Here is a 24035-nt window from a genome sequence, read left to right as displayed (position 1 = left end):
GTCGGCGGGGTGGGCCGCGCAAGGCTGCGCCTCGGCTCTGCGCGACGCCGTCCGGTCACGGGTTGTTGTCCTGGAGGACGTCGGGTGTTAGCGAAGCCGAAGAACGGATGCCTTAAGAAAGGTAGGTTATGCCATGCCCGCTGAGCATGCACTGTGGGCATGCTCAGCGGCGATTCTGAGACACATATGCGATGCACAGCATCCTTTCCGGCTTTCACGGGCTGCGCTCGGCTTTTACGCAAGGCTGCACCGGTAACATCAGCGCCGTGACCACCGTTGACGGCGACCGGCAGGCCGATTCCGTCCCGGAAGGCGAGCCCTCCTCAAGCAACGCGCCTGCCCTGCGTGCGCGCCGTTCGTCAGACCCGCAGGGCGTCCTACCGCGAACCCGGTCGAGTGCGTCATCCGTCGCCCCCTCGGCCCCGATGACCCGGCGAGACGCACGGACGCGGAGAACTCCGGCGAGGCCGCTTGCCCGTCACGCCGCGCCCGAATCCGGGGCGTCGCGCCGGCGCCGCGGATGGCGGACGTTCTGGATCGCCCTGAGCCCCCTCGGCCTGGTCCTGGTCGGCTCCGTCATCGTCGGCGGCGTCTTCGCACTCCAGGTGCTCGAGGTGCGCGATGACCTCGAAACCGTCAAGTCGCAGCTGGGTGGACTGGCAGAGGCCGCCGTGTCGGGCAACACCGACACCCTCCAGCATGCTGGCGATGAGATCGTCGCTCGCACCCAGCGCGCGTCCGAGACCGCGAACGGTCCACTCTGGGATCTGGCATCCACGCTCCCCCGCATCGGGAACAACGTCCTTGCGGTGCGCACGGTTGCCGAAGCGGTCAACACGATCGCGAGCCAGTCGATCCCACCCGTCGTGAACATGGTCGCTGCCGCGAACGTCGATGAGCAGCGCGCCGAGGGAAGCCTCGGCATCAACCTGCAACCGTTCCTCGAGGCCGAGACGGTGCTGCCGACCATCATTTCGTCGTTCGAGGATGCCGCAGCGATCGCTGCGAGCATGGATCGCACGGATGTCCTACCCGCCGTCTACGAGCCGATGGACGAGATGGTCGGGCTTCTCGACCAGGCAGTGCCGATCCTCAAGGTCGCGCAAGAGAACCTTCCTGCGCTGCTGCAGGCGGCCGGCGCCAATGGGCCGATGCTGTACCAAGTCATGATCCAAACCCCCGCCGAGATCCGTGCGACCGGCGGCGGGGTCGCACACTGGCTGATTTTCAAAGTGGACAACGGGCAGGCCGAACTCGTCGGCCAAGACAACGGCGTCGATCTGATGTACTCGCGGCTTCCGTCGCTGGGTTTCGACACTGAGAACGGCTCCCTCATCACCTTCCCTCGGACGGTTCGATCGCTCTACCCTCCGGAGCTCGACAACTGGTCGTCTAACTTCACGATGACCCCGGATTTCCCGCGCGCCGTTGACCTCTTCCAGGCGACCCGCGAGTGGGAGGACCTGCCGACGTTCGATGGTGCGATCTCCATCGACCCGATCGTGCTTGCCCACCTTCTGGAGGCGACCGGTCCCCTCACCCTCGATTCGGGAGAGCAAGTCACCCCTGAGAACACGGGTGCGCTCCTGATGAGCGAGCCGTACGAGCGATACGGCGACAACAACGCCGCGATGGACGCGTTCTTCAACGAGGTGACCTCGAAGATGTTCAGCGCCCTCACCAGCGGCAACTGGGAGTTCGGCGCGATGTGGGATCAGCTCGTTCGTAGCGCCAGCGAGGGTCGCATTCAGATGTGGTTCGACGACCCCGGCCTCGAAGCGTTCGCGACGGAGTACGGCCTCGATGCGACACTCCGCGAAGACAACACGGATGCCACGCAGCTCGGCATCTACTTCAACGACTACTCGATCGGCAAGCTCAACTACCACCTGTCATACGACCAGCACGCAACGTGCAACGTCGACGAGCGCACGATCACAGTCACCATGAACCTGCACAGCAGCGTTCCGCCGGACATCTCAAGCAACTACACGCTGGGCCTGCGCAACATCGGTCGCGGTCTCGACCGACGCACCATGATGCTCGACGTGCTTTTCTTCGCCCCGCCCGGCGGCGAGATCCTCTGGACCGACCCGAAGCGGGGCGACCGGCAGGATGGCACGTTCCACGATCGCTCGGGAGTCGACCACGGAAACGAGGGGCTGAGTCGCACCCTGCTCCTACCGATGGGCAAGTCGCGCACGGTGTCGTACGAGGTCCAGCTCCCCGACGGACCCCTCGGTCCGCTGCAGTTGCGTCACACTCCGGGCGCGAACGACACCCAGGTCACAGTGGATGCGAACTGCGCGAGCCTGTTCGCCAGCCCCGAAGGCTCGACGAATATCTCCCTGACGAAGATCGGCTGACCCCGCCGCGCCTCACGCGCTCACGCCCTGGCGAAGGTGGGCGCATATCGTCGGCAACCATGCTGAAGATTGGCGCACATGGTCGCTATTGGTGCAGGATGCGGCAGAACGCGCCCACTTCTCGGCCGGCGGCCCACCCAAGGGCTCGAACCCGCCGCGCCCGAGAATCGGAAGAGGCGCCGCCCTCCGGGCGACGCCTCTTCCGATGGCGGAGGGTGTGGGATTCGAACCCACGGGACATTGCTGCCCACTGGTTTTCAAGACCAGGTCCATCGGCCGCTCGGACAACCCTCCCGATGACGCCGCACGCGGCATCCACCGAACGGCGTCCACTCTATCCGACCACCCCGACGACGTTCTCGCCGCGAAGGTTCAGAGCGCGCGAAGAATCGCCGCGACTCCGCCCTCGTGAACGGATGACGTGATCTCTCCGGCCGCGTCGAGCACTTCCTGCGGACCCTGCGCCATCGCGATCGCGCGACCGCCGTTCTCCAGGGCCCAGGCGAACATGCCCAGGTCGTTGCGGCCGTCACCGATGACGAGCACCTCATGCGGGTCGAAGCCGAGCCACTCGCGCACCATCTCCAGCGCCGTCGACTTGTCGATGCCGGGCGGGGCGATGTCGAGCCAGGCGGTCCACCCGATCGCGTACGAGACCTCGTTCAGGCCGACCTGCGCAACGAGGTCGACGAAGTCCCCCTCAGCGTGATCGGGCGAGACGACAACGACGCGGCACACCGGCTCACGGGTGAGCTCATCGAACGCGACGCGGCGAGCACCGAGCAGGTTCCAGTCATCGAGCTCCTCGGTATAGAGGCGGCTGCCGTCCTCGAGCTCGACCATGTACTTCGCGTCGGGCAGGTGCTCACGCAGCAGCGTGACGACCTCTGTCGCGTCGAAAGTCTCGGTGTGCACCTGCTCGTAGCGGACCTCATCCCCCTCGATCTTCTTGAGGATGACGGTGCCGTTCGAGCACACGACGTAGTCGGGTTCGATCTCGAGGACGCGCACGACTCCACGCGTGCTCGCCCACGAGCGACCGGTCGCGAGCATGACCTCGTGCCCCGCGCGGCGAGCATGCTCGACAGCCTCGACGACGCCGGGACTCAGGGTCTCATCCTCGAGCAGCACGGTGCCATCGATATCTAGCGCGATGAGCAGCCGCGGCGTGCTCCCGGGGTGGTGTTCGGTCTCTTCGGCGAGTTCCTCGACGATCTCGGCGGCATCCTCCTCGGGAACCGCCTCGACCTCACCGGTGTGCGGCACCACGGCATCCGTCACGCGACCGGCTCCAGGATCTCCGTCCCACCCAGGTACGGGCGCAGTACCTCAGGCACCGTCACGGATCCATCCTCACGCTGGTGCGTCTCGAGCAGCGCGACGATCCAGCGCGTGGTCGCGAGCGTCCCGTTGAGCGTTGCCACGTGCTGCGTCTTCCCTCCGTCGGGGCGGTGACGGATGTCGAGCCGACGCGCCTGGAAGGTCGTGCAGTTACTCGTGCTGGTGAGCTCGCGATAGGCATCCTGGGTCGGGACCCACGCCTCGACGTCGTACTTGCGAGCTGCGCTCGACCCGAGGTCGCCGGCGGCGACGTCGATGACGCGGTATGCGAGGCCGAGGTCTTGCAGCATCCGCTCCTGCATCTCGACGAGGCGCAGGTGCTCGGTCTCGGCATCCTCGAGGCTCGTGTAGACGAACATCTCGAGCTTGTTGAACTGGTGCACTCGGATGATGCCGCGAGTGTCTTTGCCATACGAACCCGCCTCGCGCCGGTAGCACGTCGACCAGCCGGCGTAGCGCTTGGGCCCCTTGGCGAAATCGATGATCTCGTCCATGTGGTAGCCGGCGAGCGGCACCTCGCTGGTGCCGACGAGGAAGAGGTCGTCCTCCTCGAGGTGGTATATCTCGTCGGCGTGCGCGCCGAGGAATCCGGTGCCGCGCATGACCTCGGGCCGAACGAGGGTCGGCGGGATGATGGGGGTGAACCCGGCCTGGAGGGCGCGGTCGAGCGCGAGGTGCATGATCGCCAGTTCGAGGCGCGCACCGATGCCGGTGAGGAAGTAGAAGCGGCTGCCCGACACCTTCGTGCCGCGCTCCATGTCGATGGCGCCGAGGATCTCACCGATCTCGAGGTGGTCGCGCGGTGCGAAATCGAAGGTGCGGGGCTCGCCGTGTGTGCGGAGCGTCACGAAGTCGGCCTCGCCGCCAGCCGGAACCCCGTCGATGACGATGTTCTCGATGCGTGAGAGTGCGGCTTCTGCTGCTTCTTCGGCGAGCGTCACGCGCTGCTGGGCCTGCTTGACCTGCGCGCTGAGCTCCTTGGCCTCGGCGACGAGTGCAGCCTTCTCATCCTTCGGTGCCTGCGCGACCCGCTTGCCGTGGGCGTTCTGCGCGGCACGGAGCTCCTCGAAGGCCGTGATTGCGGCGCGGCGCTCGCGGTCTGCGTCGAGGGCGGCATCCACCGTCTCGGACGAGTGCCCGCGAGCTTCCTGCGAGCGCTTGACCAGCTCGGGGTTCTCACGAAGAAGCACGGGATCGATCACCCGATAAGTCTGTCACAGCGCCCGGAACCGGCTCCTCGGCCTGGGAGGGTTATCGTGTGTGCATGACGCACGCTTCCGCATCCGACGAGGAAGCCGCGTCGACCAATGACCCCGGCACTGATTCGCCGGTCGATGTCACCGGCCACGAGGCTCAGCCGGGGGATGCCAAGCGCGCAGCCCTCGTCTACAACCCGATCAAGGTCGATCAGAATGCCATCCGCGCCTCGGTCGAGCGCGAATCGTCGGCCGCGGGCTGGGGACCCCCGCTGTTTTTCGAGACGACAGTCGATGACCTGGGTCAGCTTGCGACGCAGGAGGCGCTCGACGCCGGTGCGGATGCCGTGCTCGTCGCCGGTGGTGACGGTACCGTCCGCGCGGTAGCCGAAGCGCTCACAGGGACCGGCGTGCCCCTGACGATCGTTCCCTCGGGAACCGGGAACCTCCTTGCCCGCAACCTCCAACTGCCGCTGTCACCGCCCGACGCGATGGTGACCGCGACGTTCTCGGGCGATCACGAGACCATCGACGTGGGCATGGCCGAGCTGCGGCGTGCCGACGGCTCGCGTCACGAGCACGCTTTCGTCGTTATGGGCGGCATGGGCATGGATGCCGCGATGATCGCCAACACGAACAGCGACCTCAAGAAGCGCCTCGGCTGGATCGCTTACGTCGACGGAGCAGCCCGCTCTCTCTGGACCGCCAAGCCGTTCCGCATCCTGTACGAGGTGTCAGGCCAGCGGATGCGGACCTCCCGCGTGCAGAGCGTGCTTTTTGCCAACTGTGGGTCGCTGCCGGCCGGCTTGACGCTCATTCCCGAGGCGTCGGTCGCCGATGGGCAGCTGGATGTCGCGGTCATCCAACCCAAGGGGTTCTTCGGCTGGTTCTTCGTGTGGCGTCGGGTTGCGTGGATCAACGGGTTCCTGCGCCGGCGGCTACACCGCAGTAAGGCATTCCTGAAGCTGCGGACCGCGGACAACGCGATCGTCTATTCCCGCGGCACGACCGTGGAGATCATGCCCGAGGCAGCGCAACCCGTGCAGCTCGACGGAGACGAATTCGGCGAGGCTGTGCGGATCGAATGCCGCGTCGAGCAGAAGGGCCTCGTCATCGCGATCCCCTCCGGCCACGACATCACCGGCGCGTAGGGCGCAGAGCGTCGCGATCACACCCGGACGTGCTCACTCGAAGTGAGTGCCCGCTGCCCTCCTCCCCAGCCTGAAGTTTCGCGTGGATGTTCCGGGGGCAGCTGGGCAACCGGTTCAATGTCGGAGGCCCCTGTCATGATTAGAACATGTCTTCGAATGTTGGGAAGGGTGACCGGTCGATCGGACCGGTGATCGGGTACACGGATGCCGACCTCGGCGCCCTGTGCCAGATCCTCGCCGATTTCGAAGACGCCGAGGTTCGGGCCGCGCGCGAAGAAGTAGCGCGCGTGCGGGTCCTCGCTCGCGCGGGCCAGCTAGCGCGGAAGCAAGCCGCGGGCCAGACGGCCAAGGTTCGTGCGCACGACATGGCGCTGCGGTCGATAGCGCTCGAGCTCGGCGCTGCTTCGCGGGTGAGTGACAGGTCGATGCAGCGCCAGATCAATGACGCTGTCCAGCTTGTCGAGGACTACCCCGCGTTGCTGGAGGCGCGCGAGACCGGCGCGATCACCCGTCAGCACGTCACCCTCGTCGTGGAGGCCGGCGCCCCTTTGCCTCCCGAAGTCCGCGCCGAGTTCGACCGGCTCGCCACCGAGCGATGCCTGACCGACTCGGCAAACCGGGTTCGCGCCTCGGTCATGATCCTCGCCGAGCGCATGCACCCTCGCACCCCGCAGGAGCGCCATCAGGAAGCACGCGAAGGGCGCGCGGTGCGGATCCGGCCGCTATCCGACGGGATGAGCGAGGTCTGCGCGCCGGTGCCGACGGTGATCGCTGTCGGCATCGACGACCGACTGACCCAGATGGCGCACGCAGTCATCGATTCCCGCCCGAGCCCGGGCGCCCCCGAAAAAGGGACAGACGTTCAGGGAAACGTCTTCACCGGCGATACCCGCACGATGGATCAGATCCGAGCTGACCTGTTCGCGCAGCTGCTGCTCGCTGGTTCACCCGTCGTCGACCCCGCCGCCGGAGACGGACCTGGCCCTCTCGGCGCAATCCGCGCGAAGGTGCAGGTCGTCATTCCCGCGCTCGCCCTGGCCGGTACCGACACCATCGAAACCGCTGGACCCGCGGACCTGATCGGACACTCACCCATCGATCCCGGAACGGCACGTGAGCTCGCAGCCGGCGCGACCTGGTGGGAACGACTGGTCACCCACCCGGTCACCGGCACCGTGTTGGCAGCAGACGGGTATGCCAGGCCCGCTTCGCTGGACCGCTGGCTTCGGGCCCGGGATCAACACTGCCGAACGATCGGGTGCCGCACCCCCGCGATCAACTGCGAGGTCGACCACAACGACGACTACGCCAAGGGCGGGAAGACCGAGCATTCGAACCTGTGTCACTTCTGTCAGCGACATCACTCGATGAAGCAATTCACCGCCTGGCAGGTGCAGCAACTCGACGGCGGAATCCTCCAGTTCACCTCCCCGACCGGCCGGATCTACATAGACCATCCACCGCCAGTCTCCGTTCACTTCACCCCAGACGGTCCGGACGACCCCGCACCTTTCTGATACGCCGGATCTGATGCGCCGGAATGGGATCGAGCCACTCGGCGTTGTGTGAAACGATGTCTGCCGCACCGCTCGCCCTCTCCGTCCTCGATCTCGTCCCGGTACGCACGGGCCAGACCAGCGCCCAGGCGATCGCCGCTTCCCTCGCCACCGCTGACGCGGCCGACCGACTCGGGTACCGGCGCTACTGGTTCGCTGAGCACCACAACATGCCGGCGGTCGCCTCGACGACACCGCCAGTCCTCGTGGCTGCGGCCGCTGCGCGGACCTCCCGCATCCGCCTCGGCTCGGGAGGCGTCATGCTCCCCAACCATTCGCCGCTCGTCGTCGCCGAACAGTTCGCCGCGCTCGAAGCGATCGCCCCGGGACGCATCGACCTCGGCATCGGTCGAGCACCGGGCAGCGATCCCGTCATCACGCAACTCCTGCGGCAGTCCGGGACCACCAGCGATGTCGATCGCTTCCCCGACAACATCCGCGACATCCTCGCCCTCTCTTCCCCCGAGGGCGCGAGCCTGCGCTTCACCTCCGGACAGGAATACGCGGTGCGGGCCACGCCCGCGGCGGCCACGCCCCCCGCCGTGTGGCTGCTCGGCTCCAGCGATTACTCGGCGCAGCTCGCCGCATCGATGGGGCTCCCCTACGTCTTCGCAAACCACTTCTCCGGCGAGGGACTCGAACGCGCACTCGACCTCTACCGGTCACAATTCAGGCCGGCCGCCGACGGCGACACCCCGAGGACTTTCCTCACCGCGAACGTCGTCGTCGGCGACACGGATGCCGAAGCCCACGCTCTCGCCCTCCCGCAGCTGCGGATGATGGCGCGGCTTCGCGGTGGCCGGCCCCTGACGGCGCTCGAGACCGTCGAGCAGGCGCACAGCGCCGAGGCATCCGACGGCCTCGCGACACCCCTCGCCTCCTGGGCGGCGGAGCGCTGGTTCGTCGGTACTGCCGACGCCGTGACCGAACGACTGCGGGAGTTCGCGACGCGGTGGGAGGTGGACGAGATCATGATCTCGCCGGTCGCCGCGGCCCGCGACAGCGATCCGATGGATGCTGCACCCGCACGACTGCGGACTCTCGAGAATCTCGCGACAGCTGCCTGAGGGCGCTCGTCCGGCACTGCCCCGCCCCGGAATCAGGAGCGGGACGGAACCTGGTGATCGGGCGCGAGGGCCGCAGCGACGTCACGGAAGATCGTCATCGCGATGTTCCCGCGAGGTTCGCCGTCCTCGTCGAACGCGTCGGGTCCGTAGGTTGCCGCGATCGCGATCGCCAGATCCTCGTCCGGCAGGTATGCAGCCACCCCGGCATAGCCGTGGAACAGAGGGTTCTGCATGAGCCAGTCGCCGGTGAGCACGATGCCGTAGCCGAACGTGTATCCCTCGCCCTGCACGAAACAGGTCGGACACCCCTCGACCGGCGTCGTGCGTCCGCGAAGGGTCGGGGCGACCTGCAACTCATGGCTTTGCGCGGTCAGCAGATCGCCCCGCCCGACCGCGCGGATGACGGTCGCCATGTCGGTGATGTCGGTGTTCTGGATCGCGCCCCGCGCCAACGTCCAAGACGGATTCCACGACGTCGACTCCTCGGTGAACGAGACCCCCTGAGCGATCCCCAGGTCGACGCGGCGCTCCTGGCTGTAGGCGTGAAGGGCGGGCTGCAACAGCGCTGGCGTCCCGGGGTCGGCAGTCTGGGTCATCCCGAGCGGATCCAGGATGCGCTCGCTGATCAGCTCGTCCAACGGCCTGCCGGTGATCTCTTCGAGCGCAAGCCCGAGGATGACGTAGTTCGTGTGCGAGTAGTTCCAGTTGGTCCCCGGCGGGTACACGAGCGGTCGCACAGTCGCCATCGCGACGAGCTCCTCGGGTGTCCACTGCCGGAACGGGTCAGCCGAGAACGCCGCGCGGAACTGATCACTCCACAGGTAGTCGGCGTACCCCGACGTCATCTGCGCGAGCTGGCCGAGCCCCACCTCGTCGGCGTACGCCACGTTCGGCAGCCACGTCGAGAGCCGATCGTCGAGGCTCACGACGCCCTCGTCGACGAGCTGCAGCAGCACCGTCGCGACCTGCGGGATCGCCACTGCGCCGTTTCGGAAATGCATGTCGACCGTGGCGGGGACCCCTGCCATCGACTCCCCCCACGCCTGGGTGAGAAGCACGTCGTCCCCGCGCGTAACCCGTACGATCGCTGCCTCCGCGCCGATCTGTTCGATCGCGTTCTCGACGGCGACACGGAGGAGGCCGGCATCCTCACCCGCGATGACAGTCGTCCGGTCGTCGGCGACCCCGCCGCATCCCGACAACAACATGGTCACGGCGACCACCGAGGCAGTCAGCGAGGTGCGGACCCGCGCGGAGGGGCGAGTAGATGGCGGTGCGGCACTGTGAAGAGAACGGGGTCGGGCAGGGCTCATCGGGGCTCCTTCCGCGGCAGATCCCTCGGGGTCCGGCGGCCACTGTATGAGAACCTACCCTGCCAGATCCGCGGCTTCCGCCCTCGGGTGTGTCAGCGGGCGTTAGCATCCCAACGTGACCTCTCGCACGATCGTCTGGTTCCGAGACGACCTGCGGATCGGCGACAACCCCGCCCTTCACGAAGCTGTGAACCGGGGAGAGCCGATCGTCGCGGTCTTCGTCCTCGACGAGCACACCCCCGGCATCCGTCCGCTCGGCGCCGCCAGCCGCTGGTGGCTCCACCACAGCCTGACCGCTCTGACGCGTGACCTCAACGAGCTGGGCATCACTCTCATCCTGCGGCGCGGCGCTGCCGGTGATGTGATCCGTCGGCTCGTGGTCGAGACCGACGCTGACGCGATCTACTGGAACCGGCGTTACGCCCTCCCCGAGCGCGACATCGACGCCGACCTCAAGACAGAGCTACGCGACCGAGGCATCGAGGTCCAGTCTTTCGGCGCGAACCTGCTGTTCGAACCGTGGACCGTCCGCACCGGGTCGGGAACACCGTACGGCGTCTTCACGCCGTTCTGGAAGGCGTGCCTGGCTCTACCCGAACCCCGCGAGCCACTCCCCGCCCCCACGCAAGCGCGCGGCGCCCGGCCCGGTATCGACAGCGACGACCTTCGGGACTGGCAGCTGCTCCCCACAGACCCCGACTGGTCCGGGGGCTTTCGAGAGACCTGGGAACCCGGCGAGGCCTCAGCCCACGCCCGCCTTGAAGCGTTCCTGGCCGAAGATCTGCCCGACTACGCGGCAGAGCGTGACCGGCCCGACCGCGCCGTGACTTCCCGCCTGTCCCCTCACCTGCGATGGGGCGAGATCAGCCCTCACGAGATCTGGCATCAAACCAACGCCCGCCACGCACAGGGCCCCCACGCGAACGCGGCGCAGAAGTTCCTCGCCGAGGTCGGGTGGCGCGAGTTCGCGTGGCACATCCTCTTCCACTTCCCCGAGCTTGCGGCCAAGAACTGGCGCTCCGAGTTCGATGCGTTCCCCTGGCCGCGCCTGAACCCGGCTCGACTGGAGGCCTGGCAGCGCGGACGTACCGGGGTCGCGCTCGTGGATGCCGGGATGCGAGAACTCTGGCACACGGGAACGATGCACAACCGCGTGCGGATGGTGACGGCATCCTTCCTCACGAAGAACCTCATGATCGACTGGCGCAAGGGCGAGCAGTGGTTCTGGGACACCCTCGTCGATGCGGATGCCGCATCCAACCCGTTCAGCTGGCAGTGGGTGGCCGGCTCCGGCGCCGACGCGGCGCCCTACTTCCGTATCTTCAACCCGGAGCTGCAAGCGGCGAAATTCGACCCCGACGGCGCCTACGTCGGGCGGTGGGCTCCCGAGCACACCGCCGACGACGCACCGGAGCCGATCGTCGACCTCAAAGCCACACGTGACGCGGCCCTCGCCGCCTACGAGGCGGTCAAGAACTCCCGCTGATCAGCCGGCGGTGCCTGAGAGCGCGATGGCCTGCCAGACGTTCACCAGCGCGCACAGGAGGAGTACGGCGGACACCGGCGTCCAGATGGCGCGCTCTATGCGGCTGCGCGAGATCCCGTTCATTGCCGTGGCGATCGCGAAGAGCGCGACGAGAACCCACAGCACGACGATGTGCCACGACGGGGGCACGATACCCGGGAGCGCGGGAACGGCGAGGGACAGGAAGAACCACGCCACCAGCGCCCAGATCACTGCCGCGACGCCGCTTGAGACCCGCTGCGTGGGTGTGAGCGTTGCGGATGCGCCGCCGTACGCCGCCTTCCCCCACGACACTCCGGCTGCGAGCGCGATCTGGAATCCGACGAGCACGATGAGCAGGACGACCGCGACCCACGCCGCAACCAGAGCAAGAGTGTCCATCGCAGGCCTCAGCGGTCGGGTTCACCCGAGAGCAGGCCGCGCAACCAGTCTCGAGCCTCGACGAACACATCGTCGGAGTACCGGTCGGGGTAGCGGACGACCGCGTGGTCGGCGCGGGGATAGGAACCGAGGAAGATGACCTTGGGACTGAAACGCCGCAGCCCCAAGAGCGCATCGGCCATACGTTCGTCCTTGATGTGCCCGTCGGCGTCGATGACGAATCGGTAGCGACCCAGCGCATCGCCGATCGGCCGCGATGCAAGCAGACTCAGGTTGATCCCGCGCGTTGCGAACTGCTCGAGCATCTCCAGAAGGGCCCCGGGGTGATCATCGGGCAGCTCGGCGATGAGCGATGTCTTGTCGGCACCGGTCGGCTCAGGTGGCGCGACGGTCCGACTGACCAGCACGAACCGCGTGACAGCCTCGGCGTTGTCACCGATACCCTCGGCCAGCAGCTCGACATCGAGGTGCTCCAGGATGCCGGGGGCAGCGATCGCGGCATCGGCATCCGAGGTACCGTCGATCAGCCCGACAGCGCTCGCGACGTTTGACGCCGCCGGGATATGGGCGTGGGCGGGAAGAGTGCCGGTAAGCCACCGCAGGCACTGGGCGTAGGCGACGGGATGCGCAGCCACCAGCGACACGTCCTCAAGCCGTGTGCCGGGCCGCCCGACGAGGACGAACTCGACCGGAACGAGGTACTCGCCGACGATGCGCAGTCCGGGCATCGTCGCGAGGGCGTCTTGCGCGGTCGAAACCCCACCGTCGACCGAGTTCTCGATCGCGATCATCGCGGCATCCGATCGACCCTCGACGACATCGGCGAGCGCCTCGCCGACATTGCGGACGGGGCGCCAGATCTGCCCGCGGGCCTCCGGCACCTGCGCCAGAGCCGCTTCGGTAAAGGTCCCCGCGGGTCCGAGATAGCTATAGGTCCGGCGGGTAGCTTCGGGCTCGTCGCTCACGGCAACCCAGCCTAGACCTGCGGCTCGACCCCACGCAGTTCAGCCCCCAGAGCAGGGGGCATCGGCATCGAGAGGCCACGCGGGATTGCGTGCGCTCGCTCGGGTGACAGACTGTGTTCATGAGCCGCGCAGGTCTGCCAGCCGAAGAATCCGACCTCATCGACATCGACGAACTGATCGCCGCGTATTACGAACGGGTCCCCGATCCGGCGGTGCCGGAGCAGCGCGTCGCGTTCGGAACGAGCGGTCACCGCGGTTCATCGCTGTCGACGAGCTTCAACGAGGTGCACATCCTCGCCACGACGCAGGCGATCGTCGACTACCGCACGGCTAATGGCATCGCCGGTCCCCTGTTCCTGGGCCGCGACACCCACGGGCTCTCCCGACCGGCCGAGCGCAGCGCCATCGAAGTGCTGGTGGCCAACGGCGTCGGCGTGCGCGTCGACTCGCGTGACTCCTGGGTACCGACCCCGGCGCTCAGCCACGCGATCCTGACCTTCAACCGCGGCAAGGCCGGCGACGACCCGACGCGTGCCGACGGCATCGTCGTCACCCCATCGCACAACCCGCCCCGGGACGGCGGCTTCAAGTACAACCCGCCCCACGGTGGTCCCGCCGACACCGACGCGACGGGCTGGATTGCGAACCGGGCCAACGAGCTCATCGCGGCAGGTCTCGAGGGTGTGAAGCGGGTGCGCTTCGCCGATATGGACGGCGAGCGCATCGGTTCCTACGACTTCCGTGACGCCTACGTGCGCGACCTCGAGAACATCATCGACGTCAACGCGATCGCCCGCGCCGGCATCCGGATCGGCGCCGACCCGCTCGGCGGTGCGTCAGTCGAGTACTGGGCCTACATCGCCGAGGTCTACGGCTTGGACCTTACCGTCGTGAACCCCGACGTCGACCCGACCTGGCGATTCATGACGCTGGACTGGGACGAGAAGATCCGCATGGATCCCTCCTCCCCCTCCGCGATGGCATCGCTGGTCGCCCGCCGCCACGAGTTCGACATCCTCACCGGCAACGACGCCGACGCCGACCGCCACGGCATCGTCACCCCGGATGCCGGACTCATGAACCCCAACCACTACCTCGCCGTCGCGATCGACTACCTCTTCTCGCACCGCGACGGATGGGAATCGGATGCCGCGGTCGGCAAGACCCTGGTCTCGTCGATGATCATCGACCGCGTCGTCGCGGCCCTGGGCAGGGACCTCTACGAGGTGCCGGTTGGATTCAAATGGTTCGTGCCAGGTCTGCTCGATGGATCTGTCGCGTTCGGCGGTGAAGAGTCGGCCGGCGCGTCCTTCCTCCGCAAGGACGGGTCGGTGTGGACAACCGACAAGGACGGCATCCTGCTGTGCCTGCTCGCCGCTGAAATCCTCGCCGTCACCGGCAAAACACCCTCGCAGCGCTATGCCGAGCTCGAGGAACAGTTCGGGTCATCCGCCTACCAGCGGGTTGATGCGCCGGCCACTCCCGCGCAGAAGGCGACGCTCTCGAAGCTCTCGCCCGAGTCGGTGACAGCTACCGAGCTTGCCGGCGAACCGATCACCGCGAAGCTCTCGCACGCGCCCGGCAACGGCGCAGCGATCGGCGGCCTCAAGGTGCAGACCGAGAGCGCGTGGTTTGCTGCACGGCCGTCGGGCACGGAAGACGTCTACAAGCTCTACGCCGAATCACTCAAGGGCGAAGAGCACCTGCGCGAGGTGCAGGAGCAGGCGCGCGCCGTCGTTTCCGCGGCTCTCGGTTCCTAGGCCGGCCTGCGGTACGCCCGAAGCGGAACGAAGCTGACGGCAACCGCCAGCGCTGACCCGACGATCGTGTCGACGACACGCTCGCCGGCGATCGCCACCGAGCCGAACTCTCCGGCTGCCGCGCCTGTCAGGACGAGGACCAGGGGCGTGATCAGCACGAGCGCGAGCGCATAGTTGCGAGCGACGACAAGCTCGATTCCGAACTTCGCCCTGATCAACGGGTTCCTCCTGGGCCGCTTCTGGAGCGCAGGCCCCCAGCGCACGCTCTACGTCCCAGCGCCGGTGACGCGCGCCGGGACCAATGAGATCGTCGTGCTGACTCTGGATGCCGCGAGCTCGGCGACCGCACGCTTCGTCCCCTCCGCACTCCTCGGCCCGACCGAAGAGTGATCCCCGACCTGACAGGATGGAAGCCATGAGCTGGCTTGTCACCGGCGGTGCCGGATACATCGGTGCCCACGTCGTCCGCGCGCTGTCCGCCGCGGGGATCGCCCCGGTCGTCATCGATGACCTGTCCAGCGGACACGACGGCTTCGTGCCGGCGGGAGTGCCGTTCGTGCGCGGCTCCATCCTCAACCGCGAGCTCGTCGAAGAAACGCTGCGCGAGCATGAGGTCGAGGGCGTCATCCATGTCGCCGGCTACAAGTACGCCGGCGTCTCGGTCACCCGGCCCCTGCACACGTACCACCAGAACGTCGAGGGCACCCGGATCGTGCTCGAGGCGATGGCGGCGGCGGGAGTGACCAAGATCGTGTTCTCGTCCAGCGCCGCGGTGTACGGGACCCCGGATGTGCCGCTCGTGGTCGAGGACCTTCCCAAGCGCCCAGCCTCCCCCTATGGCGAGTCCAAGCTCATCGGGGAGTGGCTCATCGCCGACCAGGCCCGGGCCACCGCGGACACCGAGGCGCCCCTTCGTCACACGTCGCTGCGCTACTTCAACGTCGTCGGGTCGGCTGACCCGAGCGTCTACGACACGAGCCCGCACAACCTCTTCCCGATCGTTTTCGAGAAGCTGATTGCGGGCGAGACACCACGCATCAACGGCGACGACTACGACACCCCCGACGGCACCAACGTGCGCGATTACGTGCACGTCGGTGACATCGCCGCCGCTCACGTCGCCGCCGCGCAACGCCTGATCGCGGGCGAACCGATCGAGGCCGCCTACAACCTCGGGTCGCAGAACGGGCTGTCGGTGCGCGAGATCATGGATGCCATGGCTCGGGTCACCGGGATCGCGTTCACTCCCGAGGTCGGGCCGCGTCGCCCTGGCGACCCCGACCGAATCGTCGCGACGGGAGAACTCGCTGCCCGCGACCTCGACTGGCAGATGCGCTACTCGATCGACGAGATGGTGCGCACCGGGTGGGAAGCGCGCCAGAACGCGCTCTGAGCGGTCGCGGTCGCGGTCGCGAAACGATCAGGCAGGCTGCACGAAGGGCGCTGCGCTGCTGCCGCGAACAACCAGCGGCGCATCGATCACCTCTCGCGATCCCGCCTCTGCGCCGTCGAGTACGGCGGCTACCGCGCGCTGTCCGAGCAGATCGAATCGCTGACGCACCGTCGTGAGCGCGGGAGTGAAGTTCGCGGCATCCGCGACGTCGTCGAACCCGACCACACTCAGCTGTTCGGGGACGAGGATGCCGAGCTCGGATGCTGCTCGCAGGACGCCGAGCGCCATCTGATCGTTCGCGACGACGACAGCCGTCACGGGATCACTGGCGTCGATGTTCGTCAGAAGCTCCAGGCCCGCTCGATAGCCGGACGCCGAATCCCATGCACCACGCAACAGCACACCGTACCGGAAGCCCGCTTCCGCGAGAGTCTCGCGCCATCCGCGCTCACGTTCGGCGGCGGCGTACGACGATTCCGGACCTGCGATGTGGGCGATGACGCGGTGCCCGAGTTCGCGGAGGTGTGCCGTCGCGGCAGCCGAGCCGGTGGCGTGCGCGGTCTCGACACCCGCGTATCGGTCGTCGGGCGGTGAGTCGACCACAGCAAGACGCAGGTCGGTGGGCAGCTCGGTGTGACGCAGTAGCGCTGACGCCTCGTTGACAACGATCGCACCGTCCACGCCCTGATCGCGCAGCCGCTCGAACGCCTCGGCCGGGCCGCCCTCGCCGATGCGGGCGACCGCGACGGCATAGCCGCGCGCGGATGCCTCGTCGACGACGGCCTCGAGCAGCATCGAGTTACCGACCGTGGCAAGGGTCGAAACAACAGCCCCAACGACGCCCGTGCGACCCGTGCGCAGGGCCCGGGCCGCCCGGTGGACTCGATAGCCGGCCTGGGCCATCGCGGCCTCGACACGAGCACGCGTTGCTGGGTCCACGCGGGGGCTCCCGTTGGCAACCCGTGACACGGTCTGCGTCGACACGCCTGCCAGTTCTGCGACATCGGCCATGGATGCGCGTCGGTGCTGGGTCATTGGGCCCTCCGATGTTGACGATATCACGCCCGGGCATTAGCGTGTTATCGTGAACATGCTTCGGGAACCGGTAGTGCTTGGCGCCGGCGTCATCAGACGAGACACCGCCCTCGCCGACGGACGAGACCTCTTCTACTACGACGATCCCGACACAACGCTCGGCGCCGAACGCGGGATCGATCAGCGAGCGCTCGACCCGCGCCCGGCCACGGCGACGATGCGCCAAGACATCCTGACCGGCGACTGGATCTCGATTGCGGCAGCGCGGCAGAACCGCGCCTTCCTGCCGCCCGCGGAGCTTGACCCGCTGTCTCCGCAGACGCCGACCAACCCCTCCGAGATCCCGTCGCGCTACGACGTCGCGGTCTTCGAGAATCGGTCGCCCTCCTTCGGCCCGGCCCTGTCCGCAGCGCACGGCGATGCCCCCGAGGCACCGAACCCGCCGCGCGGTCTCGACGATCTCGACGCGCTGGGCCTCGGCAGCGTTCGGACCTCCGTGGGCCGATGCGAGGTCGTCTGCTTCAGCCCTGAGCACACCGGATCCTTCGGCACCCAGTCCGTCACCCGGGCACGTACGGTCATCGAAGCGTGGGCCGACCGCACGGCAGCACTGTCGGCCCTGCCGGGTGTCGAGCAGGTGTTCCCGTTCGAGAACCGCGGCGAGGCGATCGGGGTAACCCTCCCCCACCCGCACGGCCAGATCTACGCCTACCCGTACGTCACGCCGCGCACGCGGCGGCTGGTCGAGAACATCTCGCGTACCTCTCCCGATTTGATGCAGCGCGTGCTCGACTTCGAACGAGACGGAAGCCGCGTCATCCTCGCCGGCGAGCACTGGACGGCCTACGTCCCGTTCGCCGCCCGCTGGCCCATCGAGGTGCACCTCATGCCGCACCGCCACGTCCCGGACTTCGCCGAGGCGACGGATACCGAACGCGACGAACTCGCCGGGCTGTATCTGCGTTTGCTGCGCGGCATCGACACCCTGTACGACACCCCCACTCCCTACATCGCCGCCTGGCACCAGGCGCCCGTGAACGTCGCGCGGGACACCGTGCGGATGCACCTCGAGATCACCTCTCCCAGGCGAGCTGCCGACAAGCTGAAGTTCCTCGCCGGGTCCGAGGCGACGATGGGCGCCTGGATCGGCGACATCCCTCCCGAGGATGCCGCAGCACGCCTGCGCGACGTGGTCGAGGGAGTGCAGCTGTGAGCGCCTCCGATCCCCGCCCGCTCGCCCTCGCCCTGCTGAGCGAGATGACGGATGCCGCTCCCCTGGGCGTCTGGTCCGCTCCCGGGCGCGTGAACCTCATCGGCGAGCACACCGACTACAACGACGGCTTCGTCTTGCCGTTCGCCATCGATGCGCGCACCGCTGTTGCCGTCGCCCCACGCACAGACCGGCTGCTGCGGGTTCGTTCGAGCTTCGACGACTCCGAGGCATCCGTCGCTATCGCCGACCTCGATGAGCTGTTCGCGAGCCCCGCACCGACCTCGGTTCCCGAGTGGACGACCTACCCGCTCGGAGTGGCGTGGGCGCTGCTGCGCGCGGCCGGCGACGCCGCGACAGCCGCAGGGCTGGACCTCGCGATCGCCTCATCGGTTCCCGTGGGCGCCGGGCTCTCGTCATCCGCCGCCATCGAATGCGCCGTCGCCGTGGCGCTGAACGAGCTGTGGGGCGCCGACCTGAGCGCGAAGGACCTCACGCGGGTGGGTCGCACCGCCGAGAACGACGCGGTCGGCGCGCCGACGGGCATCATGGACCAGACAGCGTCGATGCTGGGCCAGACCGATGCCGCGGTGTTCCTCGACTGCCGCGCGCTCGCTACCGAGATCGTGCCCCTGGGCCTGCAGGCCGCGGGCCTGGACGTCCTCGTCATCGACACGCTCGTCACCCACGCCCACTCCACCGGCGGATACCGCGAGCGCCGGGCATCCTGCGAACAGGGTGCGGCGGTGATGGGTGTCGAGTCGTTGCGTGATCTCTCGGTCCATGACCTCGAGCGGGCGGCATCCGTCATGGATGAGGTCACCTTCCGCCGCGTGCGGCACGTCGTCACCGAGAATGAGCGCGTGCTCGAGACCGTGCGCGTGCTGCGCGAGTCCGGCCCGCGGGCCATCGGCGAGCTTCTGCTCGCTTCGCATGCGTCGATGCGCGACGACTTCGAGATCTCGGTTCCGGAGCTGGATACTGCTGTCGAGGCGGCGATGTCGGGCGGCGCGATCGGCGCGCGCATGACCGGCGGCGGTTTCGGGGGCGCGGCGATCGCCCTCGTCGCGCGCGACACCCTGACTGCGGTGACGGATGCCGTGACCGCGGCATTCTCGACATCCGGGTTCCGAGCACCCCGCATCTTCACGGTGCAGCCCTCAGCCGGCGCGCACCGCGACAGCTGATTTCGCTCGCGATCCCCGCCACACCCCTTCTCGCCCATCTCACCGAGGTAGGACAAATCCCCGGGGTAGGACGATTGGTTTGCCAAACGTCCTACCCCGGGGATTTCGCCTACCTTCATGAGACGGCGGTCACGGCGCCTACTGCTGCGGAGCGTTCGCCATCGCGATAAGGCCGTCGATCATCTCGGGGCTGACCTGATCTCCGGTCAGCCCCGACATCCGGCCGATGGGGAATGACATCATCATCCTGTCCATCGAGACGCCCTCGGGCATCACGGACTCGAGGCCTTCCATCGTGGCCATCATCTGCCGCAAAGCGCCCTGCACCATTTCGCCGACAACCGGGTGAGCAATCGCTTCAGCGAGCGAGGACTCGCGGGTCAGCGGAAACGCCACCGGGTCCCCCTCGACGGCTACGGTCACCGAGCTGCGGATGTCGCGGCTGGATGCCCCGACCTCGACCGTGTATTCCCCGCCCTCGACGATCCAATCGTCGACACGGATGTCCCAGTAGGCGAGGTCCGCACGGCGCACCGTCACCGCAACCTCCCGGGACTGACCCGCAGTCAGAGCCACTGACGCGAAGCCCTTGAGCTCGCGCACCGGGCGCTGCACCGTCGACCCCGGCAGCGAGGTGTAGACCTGCACGATCTCGCGGCCGTCGCGCTGACCCGTGTTGGTCACGGTGACCGTGACTTCAAGGTCGCCGCTGTCGGTGACGCGGACCGCGGCATCCGTGTGCGAGAACGTCGTGTACGACAGGCCGTGACCGAAGGGATAGGCAACCTCGAGGTTCCGCGCGTCGTACCAGCGGTAGCCGACGAACAGACCCTCGCTGTAACGGACGTGGCCGAACTCACCCGGGAAGTCCAGGTAGGCCGGGGTGTCCGAGAGCCGCAGCGGAATCGTCTCGGTGAGCTTGGCCGACGGGTTCACGTCACCGAAGAGTACGTCGGCCGTCGCCCCACCCCCGGCCTGACCGAGGAGCCATCCTTCGAGAATTGCGGGGACGTCGCGCGCGAAGGGAAGCGCGACGACCCCACCGTTGGAGAGCACGACGACGACGTTCGGGTTCGCGGCACGGACGGCATCCAACACCGCGAGCTGCTCCGCCGGCAGGTCTATGTCGTCGCGGTCGTAGCCTTCGGACTCGAGGCGCGCGGGCAGCCCGAGGAACAGCACGACGACCTCGGCGGCGGATGCCGCAGCCGCAGCCTCATCACGCAACTGAGCCGCCTCGGATTCGGCGACATCGGCAGCCAGCGAGAATCCGGGCGCATAGGCGACCTCGCCGGTCGCGAGCGCGCGGATCTCCTCGAGCGCCGTGTCGAGGCGGGTCGGATTGATCAACGACGAGCCGGCGCCCTGGTAGCGCGGCTTCTCGGCGAACGCTCCGAGGACGGCAAGGTTCGCGTCCTTGGCCAGGGGCAGGATGTCGCCCTCGTTCTTCAGGAGCACGATCGAGCGGCCGGCAGCCTCGCGGGCGAGGGCATGGTGTGCGTCGACGTCGAGCAGTCCTGCCACCGCGCCGGCCCCGGCCTGGGCCTTGCGGACAAGGTCGATGACACGGCCCGCTGCGACATCGAGAGCCGACTCATCGAGGTCTCCGGCACGGACTGCCGCGACGAGCTCAGCATCAGTGCGCCCGCTCGAGGAGGGCATCTCCAGATCGAGTCCGGCGGGAAGACCCTTCACGCGTTCGTTGACCGCTCCCCAGTCCGAGACGACAAGACCCTCGAAGCCCCACTCGTCGCGCAGCACACGCGTGAGCAGCCAGGGGTCTTCCGACGCGTAGACCCCATTGATCTTGTTGTACGAGCACATGACCGTCCACGGCTGAGCATCGCGCACGACCCGTTCGAACCCGCGCAGGTAGATCTCGCGTAGTGGCCGCGGGTCGATGTCGGAGCTCGCTCGCATCCGATCGGTCTCTTGATTGTTCGCGGCGAAGTGCTTGAGCGAGGTACCGACGCCCTGCGACTGGACGCCCGTGACGAATGCGGCGCCGAGCACGCCAGAGATCAAGGGGTCTTCGGAGAAGTACTCGAAGTTGCGACCGCACAGCGGCGAGCGCTTGATGTTGATGCCGGGTCCGAGGAGCACGGCGACACCCTCGATCGACGTCTCGGCGCCGAGGGCCCGGCCGACCCGATCGAGCAACTCGACGTCCCACGACGACCCAAGCCCGACGGCCGGCGGGAAACAGGTAGCCGGCACACTCGATCCGACGCCCAGGTGGTCACCGGCACCCGCCTGCTTACGAAGGCCGTGCGGTCCGTCGGTCATCATGATCGACGGGATGCCTACCCGCTCGACCGGCTTGGTGTGCCAGAAGTTCAGCCCGCTGGTCAGCGACGCCTTCTCTTCCAGGGTCAGATCAGCGACAGTGGCTGTGACGTCATTGTCAGTCATGGATTTCCTTCCAACAGCAGACTCGACGAAAACCTTATGACACTAGGTTTTGAAAAACAAGCATCATTGGGCACACTCGTCTCATGGCACAACGAGGGTCGTACGCGAAGGGCGTAGCCAAGCGCGAAGAGATCCTCGAACGTGCACTCGATGTGATCGCGACCGAGGGCTACGACGGCGCGAGCGTCAAGCGCATCGCGGAGGCCGTTGGGCTCAGCCAGGCGGGCTTGCTGCACTACTTCGACAGCAAAGAGGAGCTGTTCACCGAGGTCCTGCGCAAGCGTGACGAACACGACGGTGAACAGTTCGGTCTGCCCGATGACAGGTCGAAGGACGCCGATCCGGTCGACCCCGCCGTGATCCGCGACAGCGTGATTCGCGTCATCCGCCACAACAGCGAAGTTCCAGGTCTCGTCGAGCTTTTCTCGCGCTTGGCCGTCGAGGCCGCGAACCCCGAGCATCCCGCCCACGACTACTTTCTCGAGCGGGGCGAAACAGTGCGGGGAGCCTTCGAGCTGACTGCAGCGTCCGACAGCCTGCCACCCGATGTCTATGCCCGGATTCTGCAGGCAGTCGCTGACGGCCTGCAGCTCCAGTGGCTCGTCGACCCCACCGTTGACATGGCGGGTATCATCGACCAGCTCCTCGCCGCCCTAGAGCAGAAGCCCGCCGCGACACCGTGACCAATCCCACACCGCTACCAAGCCGAGAGGCACCCGTCGTCGAAACCACCTCCGGCGCAGTGCGGGGCCTGTGGCGCACCAGCGGTGAGGCTCGGTCTGCCGCCTTCCTCGGCATCCCGTTCGCCCGGCCACCGGTCGGTGAACTACGGTTCGCGGCGCCGGTTCCCATCGAGCCGTGGACCGGCGTTCGGGATGCTACGAGCTTCGGCGCGACACCACAACGCGGCCCCGTCGCCGAGGTCACCCTCATCCCCGAGCCGTCGGTTCCCGGAGACTCGACCCTGAACGTCAACGTGTTCACGCCCCGACCCGGCGACCCGTCAGCACGGATGCCGGTACTGGTCTACATCCACGGCGGCGGCTACGTTTCGGGATCGCCGGCAAGCCCCTGGTACGACGGCGAGTCGTTCGCGCGCCGCGGAGTCGTCACTGTCGTCGTGTCCTACCGGCTCGGTTTCGACGGGTTCGGCCTCATCGAGGGAGCCCCGACCAATCGCGGCGTGCGCGACTGGCTGGCGGCGCTCGAATGGGTCCAGCGCGAGATCACGGCGTTCGGCGGAGACCCGGATGCTGTCACGATCGCCGGGCAATCCGCTGGCGGTGGCGCCGTGCTGACGCTGCTCGGGATGCCGGCTGCCCAGCACCTCTTCGAGCGGGTCTGGGCGCTCTCCCCGGCGCTCGGCGATGTCTCGCTCGCGCGCGCCGAGAACATTGCGGCGCAGCTCGCTGAACTCGCCGGGGTCCCTGCCACGCGCGACGGATTCGCATCCGTCGATCCGGATGCGCTGATCGGGCTGCAGCAGACGGTCAGCGAGCGTGGCGGAGCCCGACTGTCGGGAATTCGCTCGCTGCTCGACGACGGTCTGCCGTGGGGTCCCCTCGTCGACGGTGATCTGCTGACGACCACGACGCCGGAATCGATCGCATCGGGGGTTGGCGCGAACAAGCCGCTGGTCGTGGGATCAACCGACGACGAATTCACGATGATCACTGACGACGCCCGCGGTAAGCTCCGCTTCGTTCCGGCCACAGTCGCGCTTGGTGCGCTCGGTGTGGGTCGGCCGATGCGGCGCGGCTATCTTTCCGACAATGCGGAGCAGCACCGGCTCGGTACGGCAGCCCTGCTCGGCCGCTACGTTTCCGACAAGGTGTTCCGCAGCGGCGTCGTACGGATTGCGGCGGCCCGTGGCGAAGCGCCGACCTGGGTGTACCGCTTCTCGTGGGCCTCGACGCGCATCGGCTGGGCGTGCCACTGCGTCGACGTGCCGTTTTGGTTCGACGTGCTCGACCGGGAGCGGGTTGACGCACTCACCGGCGACGACCCGCCTCAACTCCTGGCGGATGCGGTGCACGGTGCTGCGTCAGCCTTCGTGCGGGTTGGCGATCCGGGGTGGGAGAAATGGTCGGCCGAGCCCGGTCGCACGCGGATCTTCGACGCCACTGGCCCCGGAACCATCGCGGACGGCTACGCCAGCGTCCGAGCCCTGCTCTGAC

At 67.6% G+C, this 24035-nt stretch carries 19 protein-coding genes, 1 tRNA gene and 1 pseudogene; 12 read left to right on the top strand and 9 right to left on the bottom strand.

What is annotated here, in order from left to right:
* The first annotated feature begins 266 nt into the window (after positions 1 to 266).
* The gene (locus LL236_RS15005) at positions 267 to 2366 is read left to right on the top strand and encodes a DUF4012 domain-containing protein (protein ID WP_228178414.1); all 2100 of its coding nucleotides are present in this window, start codon (positions 267 to 269) and stop codon (positions 2364 to 2366) included.
* A gap of 206 nt (positions 2367 to 2572) precedes the next feature.
* Here LL236_RS15005 and LL236_RS09025 read toward each other — a convergent pair.
* The 3 genes from LL236_RS09025 to serS form a co-directional block, all read right to left on the bottom strand.
* Positions 2573 to 2660, bottom strand: a tRNA-Ser gene (locus LL236_RS09025).
* A gap of 78 nt (positions 2661 to 2738) precedes the next feature.
* Positions 2739 to 3647 (bottom strand): HAD family hydrolase, encoded by a 909-nt coding sequence (locus tag LL236_RS09020; protein ID WP_228178413.1) that lies wholly within the window; start codon positions 3645 to 3647, stop codon positions 2739 to 2741.
* The gene (gene serS, locus LL236_RS09015) at positions 3644 to 4909 is read right to left on the bottom strand and encodes a serine--tRNA ligase (protein WP_228178412.1); all 1266 of its coding nucleotides are present in this window, start codon (positions 4907 to 4909) and stop codon (positions 3644 to 3646) included. The genes LL236_RS09020 and serS overlap by 4 nt, the downstream gene beginning before the upstream one ends.
* 62 nt (positions 4910 to 4971) lie before the next feature.
* On the opposite strand from serS, the gene LL236_RS09010 reads away from it, so the two are divergent.
* From LL236_RS09010 to LL236_RS09000, 3 genes are all read left to right on the top strand, one after another.
* Complete coding sequence (locus tag LL236_RS09010) at positions 4972 to 6054, top strand: diacylglycerol/lipid kinase family protein (protein ID WP_228178411.1); 1083 nt, start codon at positions 4972 to 4974, stop codon at positions 6052 to 6054.
* Between the two features lie 146 nt (positions 6055 to 6200).
* Positions 6201 to 7571 carry an HNH endonuclease gene (locus tag LL236_RS09005; protein WP_228178410.1) on the top strand — a complete coding sequence of 457 codons (1371 nt, stop codon included), beginning with the start codon at positions 6201 to 6203 and terminating at the stop codon, positions 7569 to 7571.
* 56 nt (positions 7572 to 7627) lie between these two features.
* The gene (locus LL236_RS09000; RefSeq protein ID WP_228178409.1) at positions 7628 to 8677 is read left to right on the top strand and encodes an LLM class flavin-dependent oxidoreductase; all 1050 of its coding nucleotides are present in this window, start codon (positions 7628 to 7630) and stop codon (positions 8675 to 8677) included.
* A gap of 32 nt (positions 8678 to 8709) precedes the next feature.
* Here the strand turns inward: LL236_RS09000 and LL236_RS08995 are convergent, their stop codons facing one another.
* Positions 8710 to 9885: a serine hydrolase domain-containing protein gene (locus tag LL236_RS08995; protein ID WP_228178464.1), complete on the bottom strand. Its 1176-nt coding sequence runs from the start codon at positions 9883 to 9885 to the stop codon at positions 8710 to 8712.
* Positions 9886 to 10105: 220 nt separating this feature from the next.
* On the opposite strand from LL236_RS08995, the gene LL236_RS08990 reads away from it, so the two are divergent.
* The gene (locus LL236_RS08990) at positions 10106 to 11476 is read left to right on the top strand and encodes a cryptochrome/photolyase family protein (RefSeq protein WP_228178408.1); all 1371 of its coding nucleotides are present in this window, start codon (positions 10106 to 10108) and stop codon (positions 11474 to 11476) included.
* Here the strand turns inward: LL236_RS08990 and LL236_RS08985 are convergent, their stop codons facing one another.
* Together LL236_RS08985 and pheA are read right to left on the bottom strand one after the other, a co-directional pair.
* On the bottom strand, positions 11477 to 11896 hold the full coding sequence (locus LL236_RS08985; protein ID WP_228178407.1) for a hypothetical protein: 420 nt from the start codon (positions 11894 to 11896) through the stop codon (positions 11477 to 11479).
* A gap of 8 nt (positions 11897 to 11904) precedes the next feature.
* Positions 11905 to 12861 (bottom strand): prephenate dehydratase, encoded by a 957-nt coding sequence (pheA, locus tag LL236_RS08980; RefSeq protein ID WP_228178406.1) that lies wholly within the window; start codon positions 12859 to 12861, stop codon positions 11905 to 11907.
* A 119-nt stretch (positions 12862 to 12980) separates the two neighbouring features.
* Here pheA and pgm point away from each other — a divergent pair, with 119 nt between their 5' ends.
* Positions 12981 to 14621 carry a phosphoglucomutase (alpha-D-glucose-1,6-bisphosphate-dependent) gene (gene pgm, locus LL236_RS08975; protein WP_228178405.1) on the top strand — a complete coding sequence of 547 codons (1641 nt, stop codon included), beginning with the start codon at positions 12981 to 12983 and terminating at the stop codon, positions 14619 to 14621.
* Here pgm and LL236_RS08970 read toward each other — a convergent pair.
* Positions 14618 to 14839 carry an FUSC family protein gene (locus LL236_RS08970; RefSeq protein ID WP_267189684.1) on the bottom strand — a complete coding sequence of 74 codons (222 nt, stop codon included), beginning with the start codon at positions 14837 to 14839 and terminating at the stop codon, positions 14618 to 14620. The genes pgm and LL236_RS08970 overlap by 4 nt on opposite strands.
* Here LL236_RS08970 and LL236_RS15140 point away from each other — a divergent pair.
* Together LL236_RS15140 and galE are read left to right on the top strand one after the other, a co-directional pair.
* A pseudogene (locus LL236_RS15140) lies at positions 14817 to 14879 on the top strand (hypothetical protein); the annotation flags it as partial. The gene LL236_RS08970 and the pseudogene LL236_RS15140 sit on opposite strands and share 23 nt — an antisense overlap.
* A gap of 157 nt (positions 14880 to 15036) precedes the next feature.
* Positions 15037 to 16014, top strand: a complete 978-nt coding sequence (galE, locus tag LL236_RS08960; RefSeq protein ID WP_228178403.1) for a UDP-glucose 4-epimerase GalE — start codon at positions 15037 to 15039, stop codon at positions 16012 to 16014.
* 27 nt (positions 16015 to 16041) lie between these two features.
* Here galE and LL236_RS08955 read toward each other — a convergent pair whose 3' ends face one another.
* Entirely contained in the window at positions 16042 to 17049 is a 1008-nt protein-coding gene (locus tag LL236_RS08955; RefSeq protein WP_228178402.1) for a LacI family DNA-binding transcriptional regulator, read from the bottom strand.
* Positions 17050 to 17104: 55 nt separating this feature from the next.
* On the opposite strand from LL236_RS08955, the gene galT reads away from it, so the two are divergent.
* Positions 17105 to 18262, top strand: a complete 1158-nt coding sequence (galT, locus tag LL236_RS08950; RefSeq protein WP_228178463.1) for a galactose-1-phosphate uridylyltransferase — start codon at positions 17105 to 17107, stop codon at positions 18260 to 18262.
* A gap of 44 nt (positions 18263 to 18306) precedes the next feature.
* Positions 18307 to 19446, top strand: coding sequence for a galactokinase (gene galK, locus LL236_RS08945; protein WP_228178462.1), 1140 nt, complete (start codon positions 18307 to 18309; stop codon positions 19444 to 19446).
* A gap of 138 nt (positions 19447 to 19584) precedes the next feature.
* Here galK and LL236_RS08940 read toward each other — a convergent pair whose 3' ends face one another.
* Positions 19585 to 21858, bottom strand: coding sequence for a glycoside hydrolase family 3 C-terminal domain-containing protein (locus LL236_RS08940; RefSeq protein ID WP_228178401.1), 2274 nt, complete (start codon positions 21856 to 21858; stop codon positions 19585 to 19587).
* A gap of 83 nt (positions 21859 to 21941) precedes the next feature.
* On the opposite strand from LL236_RS08940, the gene LL236_RS08935 reads away from it, so the two are divergent.
* Together LL236_RS08935 and LL236_RS08930 are read left to right on the top strand one after the other, a co-directional pair.
* The gene (locus LL236_RS08935; protein WP_228178400.1) at positions 21942 to 22541 is read left to right on the top strand and encodes a TetR/AcrR family transcriptional regulator; all 600 of its coding nucleotides are present in this window, start codon (positions 21942 to 21944) and stop codon (positions 22539 to 22541) included.
* The gene (locus LL236_RS08930; RefSeq protein ID WP_228178399.1) at positions 22538 to 24034 is read left to right on the top strand and encodes a carboxylesterase/lipase family protein; all 1497 of its coding nucleotides are present in this window, start codon (positions 22538 to 22540) and stop codon (positions 24032 to 24034) included. Before LL236_RS08935 ends, LL236_RS08930 begins: the two co-directional genes overlap by 4 nt.
* Position 24035: the final 1 nt, after the last annotated feature.

It is taken from the genome of Microbacterium schleiferi, assembly GCF_020781975.1.
GTDB lineage: Bacteria > Actinomycetota > Actinomycetes > Actinomycetales > Microbacteriaceae > Microbacterium.
The sequence above is the reverse complement of the archived record's forward strand: the minus strand, read 5'-3'. Positions and strand labels throughout refer to the sequence as shown.